Origin of the sequence: Geobacillus sp. GHH01 (assembly GCF_000336445.1) — a bacterium.
GTDB lineage: Bacteria > Bacillota > Bacilli > Bacillales > Anoxybacillaceae > Geobacillus > Geobacillus zalihae.
Map to the genome: position 1 here is coordinate 2,200,175 of NC_020210.1, position 16,733 is coordinate 2,216,907.

The 16,733-nt window shown below is 41.7% G+C and carries 15 protein-coding genes and 2 pseudogenes; 11 read left to right on the forward strand and 6 right to left on the reverse strand.

Annotated features, from left to right (window positions below; genetic code table 11):
- The first annotated feature begins 44 nt into the window (after positions 1–44).
- From GHH_RS10735 to uraH, 4 genes and pseudogenes are all read left to right on the forward strand, one after another.
- On the forward strand, positions 45–1,661 hold the full coding sequence (locus GHH_RS10735) for a PucR family transcriptional regulator (protein ID WP_015375193.1): 1,617 nt from the start codon (positions 45–47) through the stop codon (positions 1,659–1,661).
- 212 nt (positions 1,662–1,873) lie between these two features.
- A pseudogene (locus GHH_RS18345) lies at positions 1,874–2,642 on the forward strand (solute carrier family 23 protein).
- Positions 2,643–2,663: 21 nt separating this feature from the next.
- Positions 2,664–4,163: a factor-independent urate hydroxylase gene (gene pucL / locus GHH_RS10745; protein ID WP_041470521.1), complete on the forward strand. Its 1,500-nt coding sequence runs from the start codon at positions 2,664–2,666 to the stop codon at positions 4,161–4,163.
- Positions 4,160–4,522, forward strand: a complete 363-nt coding sequence (gene uraH / locus GHH_RS10750) for a hydroxyisourate hydrolase (RefSeq protein WP_015375196.1) — start codon at positions 4,160–4,162, stop codon at positions 4,520–4,522. The genes pucL and uraH overlap by 4 nt, the downstream gene beginning before the upstream one ends.
- A 114-nt stretch (positions 4,523–4,636) precedes the next feature.
- On the opposite strand, the gene GHH_RS10755 is transcribed toward uraH, so the two are convergent.
- The 6 genes and pseudogenes from GHH_RS10755 to GHH_RS10780 all read right to left on the reverse strand — a co-directional run bounded on the left by GHH_RS10755 (position 4,637) and on the right by GHH_RS10780 (position 10,784).
- The gene (locus GHH_RS10755; protein ID WP_015375197.1) at positions 4,637–5,140 is read right to left on the reverse strand and encodes a (2Fe-2S)-binding protein; all 504 of its coding nucleotides are present in this window, start codon (positions 5,138–5,140) and stop codon (positions 4,637–4,639) included.
- Positions 5,119–7,416 (reverse strand): xanthine dehydrogenase subunit D, encoded by a 2,298-nt coding sequence (gene pucD / locus GHH_RS10760; RefSeq protein WP_015375198.1) that lies wholly within the window; start codon positions 7,414–7,416, stop codon positions 5,119–5,121. The genes GHH_RS10755 and pucD overlap by 22 nt, the downstream gene beginning before the upstream one ends.
- A 2-nt stretch (positions 7,417–7,418) precedes the next feature.
- Positions 7,419–8,285, reverse strand: coding sequence for an FAD binding domain-containing protein (locus GHH_RS10765; protein WP_015375199.1), 867 nt, complete (start codon positions 8,283–8,285; stop codon positions 7,419–7,421).
- Complete coding sequence (locus tag GHH_RS10770) at positions 8,236–8,901, reverse strand: nucleotidyltransferase family protein (RefSeq protein WP_256380232.1); 666 nt, start codon at positions 8,899–8,901, stop codon at positions 8,236–8,238. Before GHH_RS10770 ends, GHH_RS10765 begins: the two co-directional genes overlap by 50 nt.
- A gap of 19 nt (positions 8,902–8,920) precedes the next feature.
- Positions 8,921–9,373 (reverse strand): annotated as a pseudogene (locus tag GHH_RS19540) (XdhC family protein).
- 85 nt (positions 9,374–9,458) lie between these two features.
- The gene (locus tag GHH_RS10780) at positions 9,459–10,784 is read right to left on the reverse strand and encodes an NCS2 family permease (RefSeq protein ID WP_015375201.1); all 1,326 of its coding nucleotides are present in this window, start codon (positions 10,782–10,784) and stop codon (positions 9,459–9,461) included.
- Between the two features lie 463 nt (positions 10,785–11,247).
- Between GHH_RS10780 and GHH_RS10785 the strand changes: the two genes are divergently transcribed.
- The 7 genes from GHH_RS10785 (at position 11,248) to GHH_RS10810 (ending at position 16,679) form a co-directional block, all read left to right on the forward strand.
- A complete protein-coding gene (locus tag GHH_RS10785; protein WP_015375202.1) occupies positions 11,248–12,597 on the forward strand; it encodes a 5'-deoxyadenosine deaminase in 1,350 nt (449 codons plus the stop codon).
- A gap of 81 nt (positions 12,598–12,678) precedes the next feature.
- The gene (locus tag GHH_RS10790; RefSeq protein WP_015375203.1) at positions 12,679–13,209 is read left to right on the forward strand and encodes a winged helix-turn-helix domain-containing protein; all 531 of its coding nucleotides are present in this window, start codon (positions 12,679–12,681) and stop codon (positions 13,207–13,209) included.
- The gene (locus GHH_RS10795; protein ID WP_015375204.1) at positions 13,206–13,736 is read left to right on the forward strand and encodes an IS630 family transposase; all 531 of its coding nucleotides are present in this window, start codon (positions 13,206–13,208) and stop codon (positions 13,734–13,736) included. The genes GHH_RS10790 and GHH_RS10795 overlap by 4 nt, the downstream gene beginning before the upstream one ends.
- A gap of 301 nt (positions 13,737–14,037) precedes the next feature.
- A complete protein-coding gene (locus GHH_RS19545; protein WP_015375205.1) occupies positions 14,038–14,244 on the forward strand; it encodes a hypothetical protein in 207 nt (68 codons plus the stop codon).
- A gap of 40 nt (positions 14,245–14,284) precedes the next feature.
- Positions 14,285–14,506: a CBO0543 family protein gene (locus GHH_RS19550; RefSeq protein ID WP_231925949.1), complete on the forward strand. Its 222-nt coding sequence runs from the start codon at positions 14,285–14,287 to the stop codon at positions 14,504–14,506.
- Positions 14,507–14,669: 163 nt separating this feature from the next.
- A complete protein-coding gene (locus GHH_RS10805) occupies positions 14,670–15,950 on the forward strand; it encodes an IS110 family transposase (RefSeq protein ID WP_015375206.1) in 1,281 nt (426 codons plus the stop codon).
- A gap of 396 nt (positions 15,951–16,346) precedes the next feature.
- A complete protein-coding gene (locus GHH_RS10810; RefSeq protein ID WP_015375207.1) occupies positions 16,347–16,679 on the forward strand; it encodes a hypothetical protein in 333 nt (110 codons plus the stop codon).
- Positions 16,680–16,733 lie beyond the last annotated feature (54 nt).

A 16,733-nucleotide genomic window follows, 5' to 3' on the forward strand; every position in this document is an offset into this window, starting at 1 on the left:
ATTTTATAATTTTTTGTGCAATTTAACCAAAAGGAGTGAGGAGTATGAAGATTTCAGATATATTACATATACCTGCTTTCCACAATGCAAGATTAATTGCGGGGCATAAGGGAAAAGAAAGAGAGGTGTATAGTGTAAATATGATGGATGCTCCCGATATCATCTATTACTTAAAACCGAATGAATTACTTGTAACTACAGCATATCACCTTAAAGACAACCCACACGACTTACTTGAGTTAATCAAAAGCATGGTGGAACAACAATGTGCAGGTCTTGCCATTAAAACAAAACGGTTTTTAGAAGAAATTCCGGAAAACGCTCTTGCCTATGCCAATGAAATCGGATTCCCCATCATAGAACTGCCAATAGATATTTCATTAGGAGAAGTTGTCAACCAATTATTAAGTTATATTCTTGATAAACGAACAAATGAATTGCTCTTAGCTATTGAAACGCATCAAAAATTTACCAAGCATATTATGAGTGGCAAAGGGTTAACATCCTTGCTCAGAAGCTTATCTTCCATGATTAAATATCCAATTATATTACTGAATAAGCATTTTCGAATTATCGGTTCTTCTCATCCGTTCTCCAATCTTTCTGATGAACTCAGGAAACTATACACAAATGGATTTCGCTTTTTTTTACCAAACACTTCTTATTCTTGTTTTTCCATTATATCTAACCGAGAGGTTGTTTCTGTATTTCCAATCTACACCCATGAGGAAAACAGCGGTTGCTTAGCTGTAATAGGTATGATTCCCTTTTCTAACCCGTCAATGATTTTAACCATTGAGCAAGCAGCCAATGTTATTTCCTTTGAATTAATGAAAGAAAATGCATTAAAACAATACACAAAAAAAGTGCGCAATGAGTTTTTTATTAATTTTACAGAAGGGGCATTTCAATCCCTAGAAGAAGTGACTATTAAGGCAAAAGAATTTCAGATTATCAACGACCAATCCTATATTTGTGCAGTTGGAAAACTTGATGAGAGCAGGACGATGTTAAGTTTCACAGAATCCCACAAAGAAATTGATACTATTTTTGAGTTTATAGAAGAAGAAAGTCACATCTTTTCTAAATCCATTCATCATTTCGTAAAAGGAAATATTTGTATTTTACTATTCCCTATCACAGAATCTTGGACAGAACTCAATACGATCATTCTCCCTTTCCTAGAAGAGCTGCAGATTAAAATCAAAAACAGATATAATCGGACTGTTTCTTTCGGACTTAGCAACTTATGCCAACAATTTTTAGATGTCCAAAAAGGATTCAGGGAAGCTTTGGAAGCATTGCAGACTGGCCGGCTGTCAGGAAATCGCCAGTTTATTCAAATCTATCGAAGAAAAGATATTTCCGAACTTTTACAGATGATCCCCACACAAGATTTAAAAGATTTTTACAACGAAACATTACAAAAATTATCAGATCAGTCTATACACGAAAACCAAATCCTATTGCATACATTATTTGTATTTCTAGAGAACCATTGTCAAATTTCAGAAACAGCGAAGAAACTATACGTTCATCGAAATACCGTAATTTATCGTTTAGAAAATTGCGAAAAACTAATCGGAAAAAGCCTAAAAGATCCTGATACTACCTTCCGCCTTCGTTTAGCGTTTCGCATCAAAAATTTACTTCATTTATAAAAAAAGTCTTTTTTATAATTGTTAGATTTTGTAACATCGATATTTACCTACTCCGCCTAATTTCATACTGAACTTTTTGTTTTTTATGCAATTTGTCAACTCCTCTAAAAAAATAATTGTACAAATTAACTAATGACATCTACATCACCTTACTTTATTATGTTATATAAAGCAACAATTAATGTCATTTTATTTACAAAAAAGAGGAGGGAATGCCATTGAACAAAAATCTTGGAAAGGCCCAAATTGTTTCTCTCGGTTTACAGCATGTATTAGCCATGTATGCTGGCGCCATTTTAGTTCCTCTGATCGTCGGAAGAGCGTTACATCTATCGTCAAAGGAGCTAGCATATTTAGTAGCCATCGATTTGCTGACATGCGGAATTGCAACATTACTTCAAGCTTGGAAGAACAAGTTTTTTGGAATAGCTAAGCAAAATTTGTGAACAAGATATTAACGATCAAGACTTAGTTCGCGGATACCGCGCTGAAGGATTGTCATTTATTTTAGGCGGCCTATTTAACGCATTTCCTTACAGCACTTTTGCTCAAAATGTCGGACTTGTTCAACTAACCAAGATTAAAACGAGAAACGTTGTAATTGCCGCTGGCAGCATTCTTGTTTTGCTTGGGTTAATTCCTAAAATCGCTGCCTTTACAACCATTATCCCTACTCCTGTATTAGGGGGAGCAATGGTTGTCATGTTTGGAATGGTAGTTTCCTCAGGCATTAAAATGCTTAGCTCTGTAGATTTTCAACAGCAAAATAACTTATTAATCGTAGCCTGCTCGATTGCATTAGGGCTTGGTTCAACAGTGGTCCCTAATCTCTTTGCTCAATTGCCGCAAATCATGCGAATTCTTTTAGGAGATGGAATTGTAACAGGCAGCTTAACTGCTATTATCTTAAACTTGTTTTTTAATCTTTCATTAAAGGAAAAGCCAACTGTTAATAACACTTTAAAAACAACAATAGAATAGAATCACAAGAAAAGGGGGAAAATGATGCGATTAGAACAATTAAACGAAATGAGTGCTTCTGAATTTATTAATCAATTAGGAGGAGTTTTTGAGCATTCTTCATGGGTGGCAGAACGGGCAGAGCCCTATCGGCCATTCTCCTCATTTCAATCTCTATATGATAAAATGGTGGAGATTGTCGAAACAGCTTCGGAGAACGAAAAATTAAAATTAATTAGAATGCACCCACATTTAGGCACTAATGCAAAAGTAACAGATTTCTCTCAAAAGGAACAGAAACATGCTGGATTAAATGAATTAACAGAAGATGAACATAATCATCTAATGCTACTCAACAAAGAATATATGGATAAGTTTGGATTCCCTTTCGTAATGGCAGTTCGCGGAAAAACAAAACAAGATATTTATAGAACGATAAAAGAAAGACTAAAAAATAATTATAGAACAGAGTTTGAACAAGCATTAGAAGAAATAAAAAAAATCGCGATGTTTCGTTTACAAGAAATAATTAATGGGGGAGAGATGATTTCTATGACCAATAATAAAGAAAGAGTCATGTATTATGGAAAAGGAGACGTATTTGCCTACCGCACAAATTTAAAACCACTTACAGGGATAAGAACGATTCCTGAATCTTCTTTTTCTGGTCGAAATAATATTATTTTTGGAGTAAATGTAAAAATAGCAGTGGGAGGAGCAAAGTTGTTAACCTCTTTTACGGAAGGAGATAATAGCTTAGTCGTTGCAACGGACTCGATGAAAAATTTTATTCAAAGACATTTAGCCAGCTATACAGGAACAACGATTGAAGGATTTTTAAAATATGTAGCAACTTCATTTTTAAAGAAATATTCTCATATTGAAACTATTTCATTGATTGGAGAGGAAATTCCATTTGAAACAACTTTCACATTAAGTGATGGAAATATAACAGCTAGTGACCTAGTTTTTAAAAGATCCCGAAATGAATATTCCTTTGCTACTTTAAACATGGTTCGAAGAGAAAATGACAGTATAGATATTATCGATCAATACAGCGGAATTTCTGACCTTCAATTAATTAAAGTTAGCGGTAATTCTTTTGTCGGTTTTATTCGCGACGAATACACAACCCTTCCAGAGGATACAAACCGCCCGCTATTTGTTTACTTAAACATCAAATGGAAATACAAAAACATTGAAGACTCATTTGGTGATAATCCAGAATATTATGTTGCAGCCGAACAAATTCGCGACATTGCCACTTCGGTATTTCATGAAACAGAAACACTTTCCATCCAACACTTAATTTATTTAATCGGTTGCAGAATATTAGAAAGATTCCCTCAACTCCAAGAAATAAACTTTGAATCTCAAAACCATACATGGGATAAAATCGTTGAAGAAATTCCTGGATCACAAGGAAAAGTATATACTGAACCGCGACCACCATACGGATTTCAGTGCTTTACTGTTACACAAGAAGACTTGCAACACAAAATGCTTTCTGCTGAAATTCAATATAAAGGAGCACTTAGATGAGCGGGTTAACGACACATATTTTAGATTTAACACATGGAACACCAGCTGAAAATGTAAAAATAAAGTTGTTTCGTTTCGATGATGAATTGGAAACAAAAAAATGGTTGCTGCAAACGACTATCACAAATCAACATGGTCGCATTGACCGGCCATTATTAGATGAGCACGAAATCGTTCCAGGGAAATATGAACTTGTATTTTACATCGGTGATTATTTTCTGAGAAAAGGCCTAAAATTGGATGAACCTCTATTTTTAGATAAAGTTGTAGTTCACTTTGGAATTTCCCAACCTAATTCCCATTACCACATTCCTTTGCTCATCTCTCCGTGGGGATATCAAGTATATCGAGGAAGCTAAAAATATATGGGGCTGATTCAAATACACGTTGAATCAGCCCTTTTGTTACGCTATGAAACCGATTATAAAAAGATCTCCCGCAAACTTGCGGGAAAACCCGTACTCTTTATATTTTTATAATTGAGCCAGTTTCTGAATCGCTCTGATGATGCCGCCATAACCGGTACATCTACAAAGATTTCCTGATAATCCTTCGAGAATTTGCTCCGCAGTTGGATTGGCATATTGATCAAAAATGGATTTTACAGCCATTATCATTCCCGGTGTGCAGTATCCGCATTGAAAGCCTCCTTCTTCCAAAAAAGCCTTTTGAATCGGATGAAGTCCATTCCTTCCTAGACCTTCAATCGTTATAATCTCCTTCTGATCTGATTGATAGGCCCTCACTAAGCAAGAATTGACTAATTTTCCATCCATAATGACTGAACAGGCACCGCATCGACCAATTCCACAAGAAACTTTTGTGCCCGTTAATTGCAATTCTTCTCTTAGTATATCAACAAGACGCATAGTTGCATCTACAAACAGTTCCTTTGCTTGTTCATTAACAATAAGCGAGATTTTTATTTTTTCCTCCAACGGAGGTTTAGCTTTTCCTACAATTTTGTTGTCAACCACTCTCTCATCTCCCTTTGATTCACTGCTTTTACAATTTCCTCACGAGACACAGGCAGCTTAGTAACCCACAAGCCAATCGCGTCATAAATAGCTTTAGCAATCGCCGGAGCAACGGCCACCGTCCCAATTTCGCCTACACCTCTTGGACCATAAGGATCTCCCTCGTACAATTCTTCTATAGCTGTTATATCCATAGAATGCGGAATATCATTTATGGTAGGAATAAGATAGGAGTCGAAATTTTCTGTTACGTACTTTCCCTTTTCCATTATCGCTTCTTCTAGTAACGTATATCCTAATGCCATAACTGAGCCACCTTCAATTTGCCCCAAGTAGCCTGTTGGATAAATCACCGGACCTGCAGCAACCGCCTGCTCCAAATTTTTCACTCGCACTATTCCCGTTAATTCATCTACTTCGACTTTTACCGCACAAGCGGCAAAAGAATATAAATAGTGCCCGCCAGGAATGGAATGAGGAGTCGTTGGAAAATGAAATTCCGTCTCGATTTGGATGGGATCATCCTTCGTTTCATGGGCTATTTGCTGATAAGTGATGAGAGGCTCAGAATTCAATCCGCAGGACCAAATTCCAATGGGACCTAAATACAATTGAGTGGCTGGCACTCCAGTGCATTGAGAAGCTTTTTCTAATAATCTTTTTTTAAAAGGATCTTTCATCCGTTGAAGCGCATGCCACACCATGCTTGTTCCCCGTGAAGCGGTAGAAGAACCGGAGCGGGGAACGCGATCAGTATCGCCAATCGTGATTTTTATATCATTTGCTGAGCAGCCTATTTCTTTTATTACTAGCTGTTCAATGACAGAAAGCAGCCCTTGGCCAAATTCTTCGAAGCCGAAAGCAATTTCAATTTTTCCATCCTCATTTAACGATAGACGGCCCCCTGCTGGGTCTAAACGTCCATATCCAAGTCCTCCTCCGTGCATCGCAATGGCAACGCCTATACCTGTTTTTTTCCATCGATCAGTGCCTTCTCCCCACTCTATGCTCTCTTTTTTATTTAAAAGAGGAGATTGACTAATCGCTTTTAAAACTTGTGCTGCCCCATCAGTAGGTGCAATCTCTTGACCTACTGGACCTAGATCATCGGCTTTGCGGAGATTTCTTTTTCTCAACTCCATTGGACAGATTCCAAGCTTGACCGCCAAACGGTCGATTTGCCCCTCCAACGCAAAGGTCACTTGATTTCCTCCAAATCCTCTGAACTCTCCAGCAACACCATTGTTTGTATAGACACTTAACCCTTCAACATGCACATTTGGGATAATATAAGGTCCTGTTGCATGCTCAACCGCAAAATCTAATACAGCCGGACCTAACGTAGCGTAAGCACCCGTATCCGCAATAATTCGTACTTGATGAGCAAGAATTTTACCATTACGGCTGGCACCTGTCTTCATCGTAATCTTCATTGGGTGCCTTTTTAGTCCGGATCTAACAGATTCGCGTCTGCTTTGGTGAATTTTCACCGGACATCCAGTTTTTATCGCCAATAATGCACCGTACGGCTGAATATTCAACTCATCTTTGCCGCCGAAAGATCCGCCGATTGGACTGGAAACCACCCTGATTTTACTTTCAGGAACATTTAAAATTCGGGCTAATTGGAAACGATCTTTATATCCATGTTGTGTTCCGACATACACAGTAATCCTTCCATCCTTTTCTGGAACAATCACCCCTCCTTCCGTTTCCATATACGCGTGCATTTGACGAGGCAACTCATACGTTTCTTCCACAATCACATCACATGTTTGAAAGGCTTCTTCTACATTTCCTTTTTGATAGGAAGCTTGATGAAGAATATTTCCGTCAGGATGTAATCGAGGTGCTGAAGGAAGAAGAGCCTGTTCCGGATCATCGATAACAGGCAAAGGCTCATATTCCACTTCGATTAGCTGAAGCGCTTTTTCCGCTATTTCTTCCGTTTCTGCTGCCACAGCAGCAACAGCATCTCCTACATATCGAACCCGCTCATCGCACAAAACCGGCTGATCGGGAAAAATTAACCCAAATCGATTTAATCCCGGCACATCTTTACTAGTAATAACAGCTCGCACTCCCGGCAACTCTTCCGCTTTTTTTGTAGAGATAGAAATAATTTTGGCATGAGGATACGCACTACGTAAAATTTTCCCATGAAGCATATTAGGAAAAGAAAGATCTGTTAAAAACTTTAATTTACCTGTTACCTTATCTACTCCATCTGGTCGTATAAGGGATCTCTGTAAATTGTTAGAATAGGTAAATTTCATGATTATCCCTCCAATCTACTTAATTCGGAAATAATGATATTGGCCGTCACCCATCGCCGATAGTCATCAGAGTAAAAAACATCAGAAATGGGATGAAATTCATTAAGGATCGTTTCATATACATTCCTTAACAACTTGGGATTTATCATTTGATCTATTAGCAATTGTTCTGTTGCTTTTAAACGATGAGGACGATTATCTCCTCCACCTACTGCTAATCGAACAAAATCGATCACCCCTGCATCATTTTTGCCTATCACTCCTGAAACCGTCACAACTGATCCTGAAAAAGCCTCTCTCCGTCCAACCTTTTTATAAAATTGAGTAACAAATGAAGAGTGACGATATTCTGGCAGAATGACGCCAGTAAGGAGAACCTCCTTATTTTGTCTTGTATTCAACCAATGATCTAGTTTTTCGGTTTTTATTGTTTTTCCATCAAAGTATGACACTTCCGCATCCATCGTTAAAAGAGCAGGAATGGCATCACCAAATCCATAGGCTACATTTCCACCAATCGTTCCTAAGTTACGAATGGCTGGCGCAGCAATTTGCTGAATTGCTGTTGATAATAAAGACCACTTTTCTTTAATAACAGGATGATTGCGACAAGTGGCCAACTTGGTCATTGCACCAATCTGTAGAAAACGTTTTGTTCCTTCCGTTTTGTAGTTAATCCCCTCAAGTCCTTCTACTTTTTCAAGACTTATCAGTTGAGGAGGATACGGTACCCCCTTTTCCCACTGAGTTTGTAGCAGTGTCCCTCCAGCAACAAAGCATGATTGCAAATGAAATTTTTCCCTTAATGTCCATGCCTCTTTAATGTCTGTTGGAGTCCAAACTTTTGCAGCCAGTATCCTCATGCTCATTTTTATATCCCTCCTTCTCTCGCCAATTGGTAATCTTCCTTTGTATCAATATCAAAAAAGCCTTTCGATCTTCATAGATGATGGAAATCCCGTTTAAATCGGGATTTTGGCGTATAATTCCTTGTGCACCAGCATCTCCTGTGAGTGTTATCAGTTTTAGAAAAAGATTTTTTGATAGTAAAACAGGCGGCCTTAATAAGTTCCCAAACATCGCGGCTACAAAATCTAGTTTTTTATGGTTGCTTACGTATTGTTCGTACTGAAAGATTAGTTCGTTAATCATTTCTGCTCGAATAAAAGGCTGATCAGCAAGGAGAACGACCACCCCATCTGCTTTCTCCTCTTTTGCCCTAGATAAACCCGCTTTTAAAGAGAACGATTGCCCTTTTTCTGCCTCGCAACAACGGACAACCGTCCAGCGATTTTTCAATGCTTTCATTCTTAACACCCAATCAATCCAATCTAACGTGTCATCCCCTCTTGTAATTGCAAAGATATGGTCAAGTTCAGATGTAACAGCCGCATACAGAGATAAACTTCCTATCGTCCGATCCCTGATGGGAAGGGAAAGCTTATGTGTCCCCATTCGGCTGCTTTTTCCCGCCGCTAAGAAAATCCCAAAATTCTAACGGATTTCATAAAAATGGCACCTTGCTTTTTAACAGCATCTTTTTTACGTGAATTAATTCAGCAAGAATACTAATAACAATTTCTTCAGGGCCTTCAGCTCCAATAGTCAATCCGACCGGTGTGCTGATTTGAAATGGCAATTCTCCGAAGTCAAGTAATCGAGAAGTTCGTTGTTTAGAACCTATCACCTCGATGTACCGCAAGTCTTTTTCCGCCAGCAATTACAACAGTTCTTTATCTCGTTGAAATTGATGAGTTAAAATGACAACAAAATCCCGAGGGGTAAACTGTAATTTCGATACTGCTTCTTGCAGGGATCCAACAATGAGCTGATCTGCATTAGGAAAAATTTTTTTATTGCATAGCGCTGCTCTCCAATCACATACAGTAACAGAAAAGCCGGTTTTTGCTGCAAAACTGGCAAGAGAAACCGCATCAGGGCTGGCGCCGAAAATAATAAGCCGAGGTTTTGGTTGGAAACAGTGAAAATAACAAAAAGAAGTAAAACGGGATACCCTTTTTCGCGAGCACCCTCTTTTCGTTCTATTCTCTTAAGAACACAAAGTAAGCAAGGAAAACAAAAAACAATACATATAGAATTGGGTGAACTTCTTTGCCGCGGCCCTTTAAGATCATAGTGATTGGATAGAAGATGAAACCGACCGCAATTCCCGTGGCGATGCTGTAAGAAAGCGGCATCGTGATCAGCGTGAAAAAGGCTGGGACAGCAACCTCTAATTTTTTCCAATCAATCTCCCCAATTGAAGACGCCATTAACACCCCGACGATAATTAGAGCTGGCGCTGTTACCGGAGCAGTAATAACGCTTAATAACGGCGAGAAGAATAACGCTAACAAAAATAAAATCCCTGTGACAACGGCTGAAAATCCTGAACGTCCGCCTGCCGCAACACCTGCGGATGACTCAATGTAAGAAGTCGTTGTTGATGTTCCGAAAATCGCTCCGACCATCACTGCTGTCGCATCGACAAGCAGTGCTTTTCCTGCGCGCGGCAACTTGTTGTCCTTTAACAATCCCGCTTGGTTCGCCACCGCTAAAAGCGTTCCGGTCGCATCAAAAAAGTCAACGATAAAGAACGTTAACACAACCCCTAACATTTTTAAGGTAAAAATGTCGTCCAAATGTTCGAACGCCACTCCAAAAGTAGGAGAAATGTCAGGAATCGCTCCAACAATTTTATGCGGAACTTCAATTAATCCAACAATCATTCCTACAACAGCGGTAATCACCATTCCGTAAAAAACACCGCCATTTACTTTTTTCACCATTAAAACAACAGTAACAAACAAACCGAAAATGGCCAATAACGTATTCCCGTTTTTAAAATCACCTAAACCGACTAACGTCGCTGGATTGTCGACAATGATTCCAGCGTTTTGGAATCCGATAAATGTAATGAATAGACCAATTCCCGCTCCGACCGCATATTTTAATTCTATCGGAATCGCATCAATAATTTTTTCGCGAATACCTGTCAACGTTAAAACTGTAAAGATCATTCCTGAAACAAATACGCCTGCTAACGCTGTTTGCCAAGGAATTTGCATATGCAATACAACCGTAAATGCAAAAAACGCATTCAATCCCATCCCTGGCGCTAACGCGATCGGATATCTTGCTAAAATCCCCATCAAAATCGAGCCGTACGCCGCAGCCAATGCGGTTGCGACAAACACCGCACCTTGATCAATTCGAAGTTCGTTCGGAAAATCTTTCACCGCTCCCAATGAAAGCGTGAACGGGTTTACAAATAAAATATAAGCCATCGATAAGAACGTCGTTAACCCGGCAACGATTTCTGTCCGGTAGTTTGTGCCGAGTTCATCAAACTGGAAATACTTTCTCACTTCCTTCTTTGTCCCCCTTTAGTATATAAATGTTCAGTTGTGCCTATTGAGACTAAGTAAAAGTAAAATACCGCTCTCCAAACAATCGACCTCCTCACGAAATATTAATGATTCGATTTCGATTATATTTTTTTTAGAATTTTTTATCATTTAATTTGTTATTTTTTATAACACAAAAAATGAAATAATTTCGAATACGGCTAATTTTATTTTCCGCTTTGAATACATGTAATAATTTGTTACATATTTGTTGAAATGTATTTATCTTTATTTTAGGATATCGTTATCAACGACGAATACATATGCTTGTACACCAACCATAGATTAAAAAACATCAGTAAAACGAGTTGTTAAAACGTTTCACTCATGCTGAAAAGTCAATTTGCATTCATATAAACAGCTATTATTTACGCTATGTTAGCCAACAATAAAATAGTTGCGACAAGCAATGGGGGGGAATCGAATGGGAACTTTGTTAATTAAAAATGCACAAATTATTACAATGAATCCAGCTAATGAGATTATAATTGGCGACATTTTCATAAAAAATGACACGATTCACTCAATCGGTTCAGAATTAAATCCAAATCATGTTGATAAAATCATCGATGCGAAAAATCGTACCGTTATACCGGGATTTATACAAACTCACATTCACTTATGCCAAACTCTTTTCCGAGGGAGAGGAGATGATTTAGAGTTACTAGATTGGTTGAAAAAGCGAATATGGCCATTGGAAGCAGCACATGATGAAGATTCAATCTATTATTCTGCAATGCTTGGAATCGGGGAACTTATTCAAAGCGGGACAACGACGGTAGTCGATATGGAAACAGTCCATCATACAGAGTTTGCTTTTCAAGCCATCGCCAAAAGCGGGATAAGAGCTTTGTCAGGAAAAGTGATGATGGATAAAGGCGATGATGTTCCAATTGGATTACAAGAAAAGACGTCTGATTCTATACAAAAAAGCGTCGATTTGTTAGAAAAATGGAATATGTTTGATAATGGGAGAATTCGCTATGCCTTCTCTCCTCGCTTTGTCATTTCATGTACGGAAGAGTTATTGAAAGAGATCAGAAATTTATCAGAAGAGTATAATGTGAAAGTCCATACCCATGCAGCAGAAAATCGAAAAGAAGTTGAAATAGTGCAAAAAGAAACAGGCATGAGAAACATTGAATATCTTGATTATCTGGGGCTGGCAAATGAACGATTGATACTAGCCCACTGCATATGGCTAAATGAGCAGGAAAAGAAAATAATCAAAGAAAAAGGGGTTCATATCAGTCATTGTCCCGGATCAAATTTAAAACTGGCATCAGGAATCGCTGATATTCCAGATTTACTCAGCATGGGCGTTTCTTTAAGCCTAGGTGCCGATGGAGCCCCATGCAATAACAATTTAAATATGTTTAATGAAATGAGACTAGCAGCACTTATCCAGAAACCTACATACGGACCTACAGCTATGAATGCCAGAAGCGTCTTCGAAATGGCCACAATTGGCGGTGCCAAAGCAGTAGGATTAGAGAATGAAATTGGAAGTATTGAAGTTGGCAAAAAAGCAGATTTAGTTATCTTAAATTTGAACAATTTCCATACGTATCCTTCCTATGATGTCGATCCCATTTCTCGAATCGTTTATTCTGCTTCGAGAGATGACGTCGAAACAACCATCATTAACGGACAAATTGTCATGGAAAATAAAGTGTTAAAAACTATTGACCAAAATATTGTTTTATATGAAGCAAACCGTTCCATTAAAAGACTTTTAAAAAGAGCAAGCTTTATTTATATAGATGCACATTGAAACATTAACGTCCGTATAAGTGGCTTCCACCCCGGTTATACTGCTCCTAGGTACTTCACGAAGAAAAGGAGCGGAAACGGAATGAAACGATTGAAAATCACCAATGACCATGGATGGACGCCACGAACCCTTCGAAAGGAAGAGAAAAAAATCAAAAACATTTCCCTGCGTCAACGCGTCATGGCCGTTCGCCTCGTCATGGAAGGGTATCTGGGGAAAGACGTCGCTTCCATGCTCAACCTGTGCCGCCAAAGCGTCGCATTTTATGTCTCCTTATTCAACGAAGGAGGGCTCGATCTCCTGCTCGATCGGAAATATCCGCCGGGCCGGGAGCCGTTTTTGACACTGGAACAGCAACAGGAACTGAAACAGACGATCTTGACCCACACCCCGGCCGAACTCGGTTGGGACATCGCTTCTTCTTGGAATACGCGGATTCTTCAGTCTTATATCCGTGAACACTACGAGGTGGACATGTCCCGGGAAGGAATTCGCAAACTTTTACATCGAATGAGATTGTCTTGGACTCGTCCCACCTATACCCTGGCCAAAGGCGATGCCGAACAACAGCAGGCGTTTGAGAAACAAATGGATCTCATTAAAAAAAATTGATCACTCCCGATACGATTCTTTTATATGCCGATGAAACTCATGTCCGGTCTTATCAAATCCTGCGGGCCACTTGGTCGGAGGCAGGCCGACAAAAACAAGTGCCCACGTACGGCCATCATGCCCACGTTTCTGTATTTGGGGCGGTGAATGTGCTCAATGGGGACACCGTTCTTCATCGAGCAGTCGCTGCGAATGCGACGACGTTTTTGGATTTTTTAAAGATCTTGAAGAGCCGTTATCCAGACCAGCTGATCGTGCTCGTGCTCGACAATGCCCGCATCCACCATGCCAAAATGGTGAGAGATTTCTTGCGCCAAGAAGGGGAATCGTTTCACTTGATCTTTTTACCTCCTTATTCCCCACAGCTGAATCCCATCGAACGCTTGTGGAAATGGCTCAAGGATGCGGTCATTGCCAATGTGTTTCACAAAGATCAAATGGATATTGACCAAGCCATTGCCCGGTTTATGGAATATATAGATCAACAACCGGAAGAGGTGCTTCGACGCTTGGGGTGTGCAGCGTGATGCAAAGGTTAACTTTTCAAGGTGCATTTATAATGGTTTGGTCACCTTTACCATACAGGAAATTTCGCATTTTTTGTACCCTTGATCAGAAAACAACCTGATTGTCAAGTATATTTTGTGGTGAAGAGCCTACTATTTTACAAAATTCCACTTTTTTTCATAGGACAGAACATACATAAGACCATCACTTCTAAGGCCTATTGCCTGTTGCAAAATGAAAACACCAAAAATTTCACATACTCCCCCCTCTTTCATCCCATGCTAAAGAAAAATCGACATCATTCGCATCCAGGGGGCGATCATGGAACAATGGATTCTTTGGGCGCTTGTTGCGGTCGGGGTGGGGCTTTTGCTGTTGAGTTTCCGCTTTTTGCCGGCGCGGGATGTATGGGTGTCGTTTTTGCTGAATGCATATGCGGCGAGTTTTTTCGGTTCGATCGTGGCGGGGGCCGGGCTGCTCGAGTATCCGGTCCGTTTTTTTGCTTCTTATACAAATAACTACAAATAACAGCGTCATTTTTGAATATCTTCTCTATCCGGTTGTCAGTGTGTACGTCTATGCCACCTCGCGCCGAGCGCGCTGGCCGGGTGTGGCGGCGCAATGCGCGGGGTATGCGGCGGTGCTGACAGCCCTTGAGGTTGTCTTTGAACGGCATACGGATTTGATCGAATATCATGGTTGGAAGTGGGAATACTCACTCGTTACAATGTTTCTGTTGACGTTGGCCGTTCGGTTGCTCGCTGGGCGAATGCTGAGACGAAATGAGTGAGCCAGCATGTCTATTTTTGCCCGTTTGGCGCTATACATATAGTATCATGTCCAAAAGGAGCATTCCCGTTAGGAGCTTTTCCGGGGACTTGATCAAAAAAAGCCCTCTTGGTATGATGCAGGGGTGTCAAACACATCACTCACCATACCAAGGAGGACTTCAGATGAATTGTACACAAAACTATAAAATTGATCAAGTCACCGAACAAACGCTTGTCGTGGGCATCGATATCGCGAAACGAACCCACTACGCCTGCTTCGTGGATGACCGGGGGCGTGTGCTTCGCAAATCGTTCCCGATCTTCCAGTCGAAAGAGGGCTTTCGCCAGCTGTATGAAGCGATTCAGGAGGCGATGCAAGCGTTCGGGAAGTCAGAGGTGATCGTCGCGGTGGAGCCGACCGGGCACTACTGGTTGAACCTGGCCTACTTCCTCGAGGAGCACGGGATCCCGTTGGTCATGGTCAACCCGGCGCATGTGTGCCGGTCGAAAGAACTCGATGACAACCTGCCGACGAAACACGACGCCAAAGACGCCCTGGTCATTGCCAGACTGGCGAAAGACGGACGATTCCTCGTCCCCCGGCTGCTGCACGAGATTGAAGCCGATTTGCGCGTGGGGAGCACGCTCAAAGAGAAGCTCCGCAAGGAACAGACGGCGGTGAAAAACGCGATCGTCCGCTGGACGGATCGGTATTTTCCAGAGTTTTGGACCGTGTTTCGTGACTTGGGGAAAACGGCGCTTTCGGTGTTGGAGTGGACGCCGCTTCCGGCTGATATGGCCGGTCGGACCGCCGAGGAGCTCATCGAGGTGTACCGGCAAAGCGAAGGGCTGAAATGCCCGCAGAAGGCCAAAATTCAGGCGTTGATCAACGCCGCGAAGGACTCCATTGGGGTGACGGAAGGGACGACGATGGCCCGGTTTGAGATCGCCGCGCTCGTCCGCCGATACCGCCAATTGGAGACGGAGATCGCCGCACTGGACGCCGAGTTGAAGGCATTGGTTCAAACGACGATGGAGTATCAATGGTTGAAAACGGTCGACGGGTTGGGAGACGCCACGATCATCGATCTGTTGGCGGAGATCGGCAGCTTCGCCCATTATCGGGACCCGCGCCAATTGGTGAAGTTGGCGGGCCTGACGCTCAAGGAGCACTCCTCTGGCCAGCGCAAAGGGCAAAAGCACATCTCCAAACGGGGACGGAAACGGCTGCGCTCGGTGCTGTTTCGGGCGATGATTCCGCTGATCCGGCACAACGAGGCGTTTCGCGAGCTGCATGAATATTACACGACCCGATCCGTCAACCCGCTGACCGGAAAGCAATCCATCGTCGCCTTGTGCCGGAAGCTGTTGAATGTGCTGTTTGCGATTTGTACGAAGAAACAAGCCTTTGACGCGGAGCGAATGAAACAGGACGTCTTGTCCCAGGTGCAACGGGCGGCCTAAGGCCTCCCCCTGCGAACGGAAGAATCGTTGGACAACAGGATGACACCGGAGAAGCTGGCGTGATTTTATCCATTCGACCTTGAGTCCCCAAAGGAGCTTGGCCGGCCTCCGCCTGATGACGAGACCGAACGAGGGAATGTTGGCGCGAAGACGCCCGGAGACATGGGAGGGTTCGTCCTCATCAGCGACGCGGAGATCCAAAGGGTGCATCGAATACGCTTCCCCCCACGGCAGGAAAATATAACCAGCCGTGGCCGCGAAGCGCACCCTAGGTCTGTAAGATATCCACAAAACTGAAAAAGGATGTAAGAGATTTTGTCGAAAAATATTTTTTGGACACCCCTGAGGGGCCGAAAAGCCTTGATAAATCAACATTTCTAGAGGGAGGCAAACGGGATGGTGCTGTTTGACATCAAACACCGCCTGTATTATGAAGCCATCAATTCCGCGCGTCCAAAAATGGCGCCGATCCGCCAAGACCGGGCGTGGGGGTATGTATGGAAGAACGTAAATGGCGAGGCGGTGAAGTTTTGGATCGATTTCCGGCGCGGGCGGTACATGTATTTTGAGTACGGGCGCAAGTGGTACCGGGTCGCGTACTTGCAGGCAAACGGAAAAAAGTCAGGCGATGATGTGTTGGATGGCGCGATGATCGATTTGACGGTGGACGGGCACCGGCTGCTGTTCATGAAAGGGCGCGTTGGCCGCGAGACGGCGCAAGTGGTCTAAAGCAGGTGCGCCTCTTGGCAGGCGTTGGAGGGTCTTTTTCGCGCTTACGCTGAA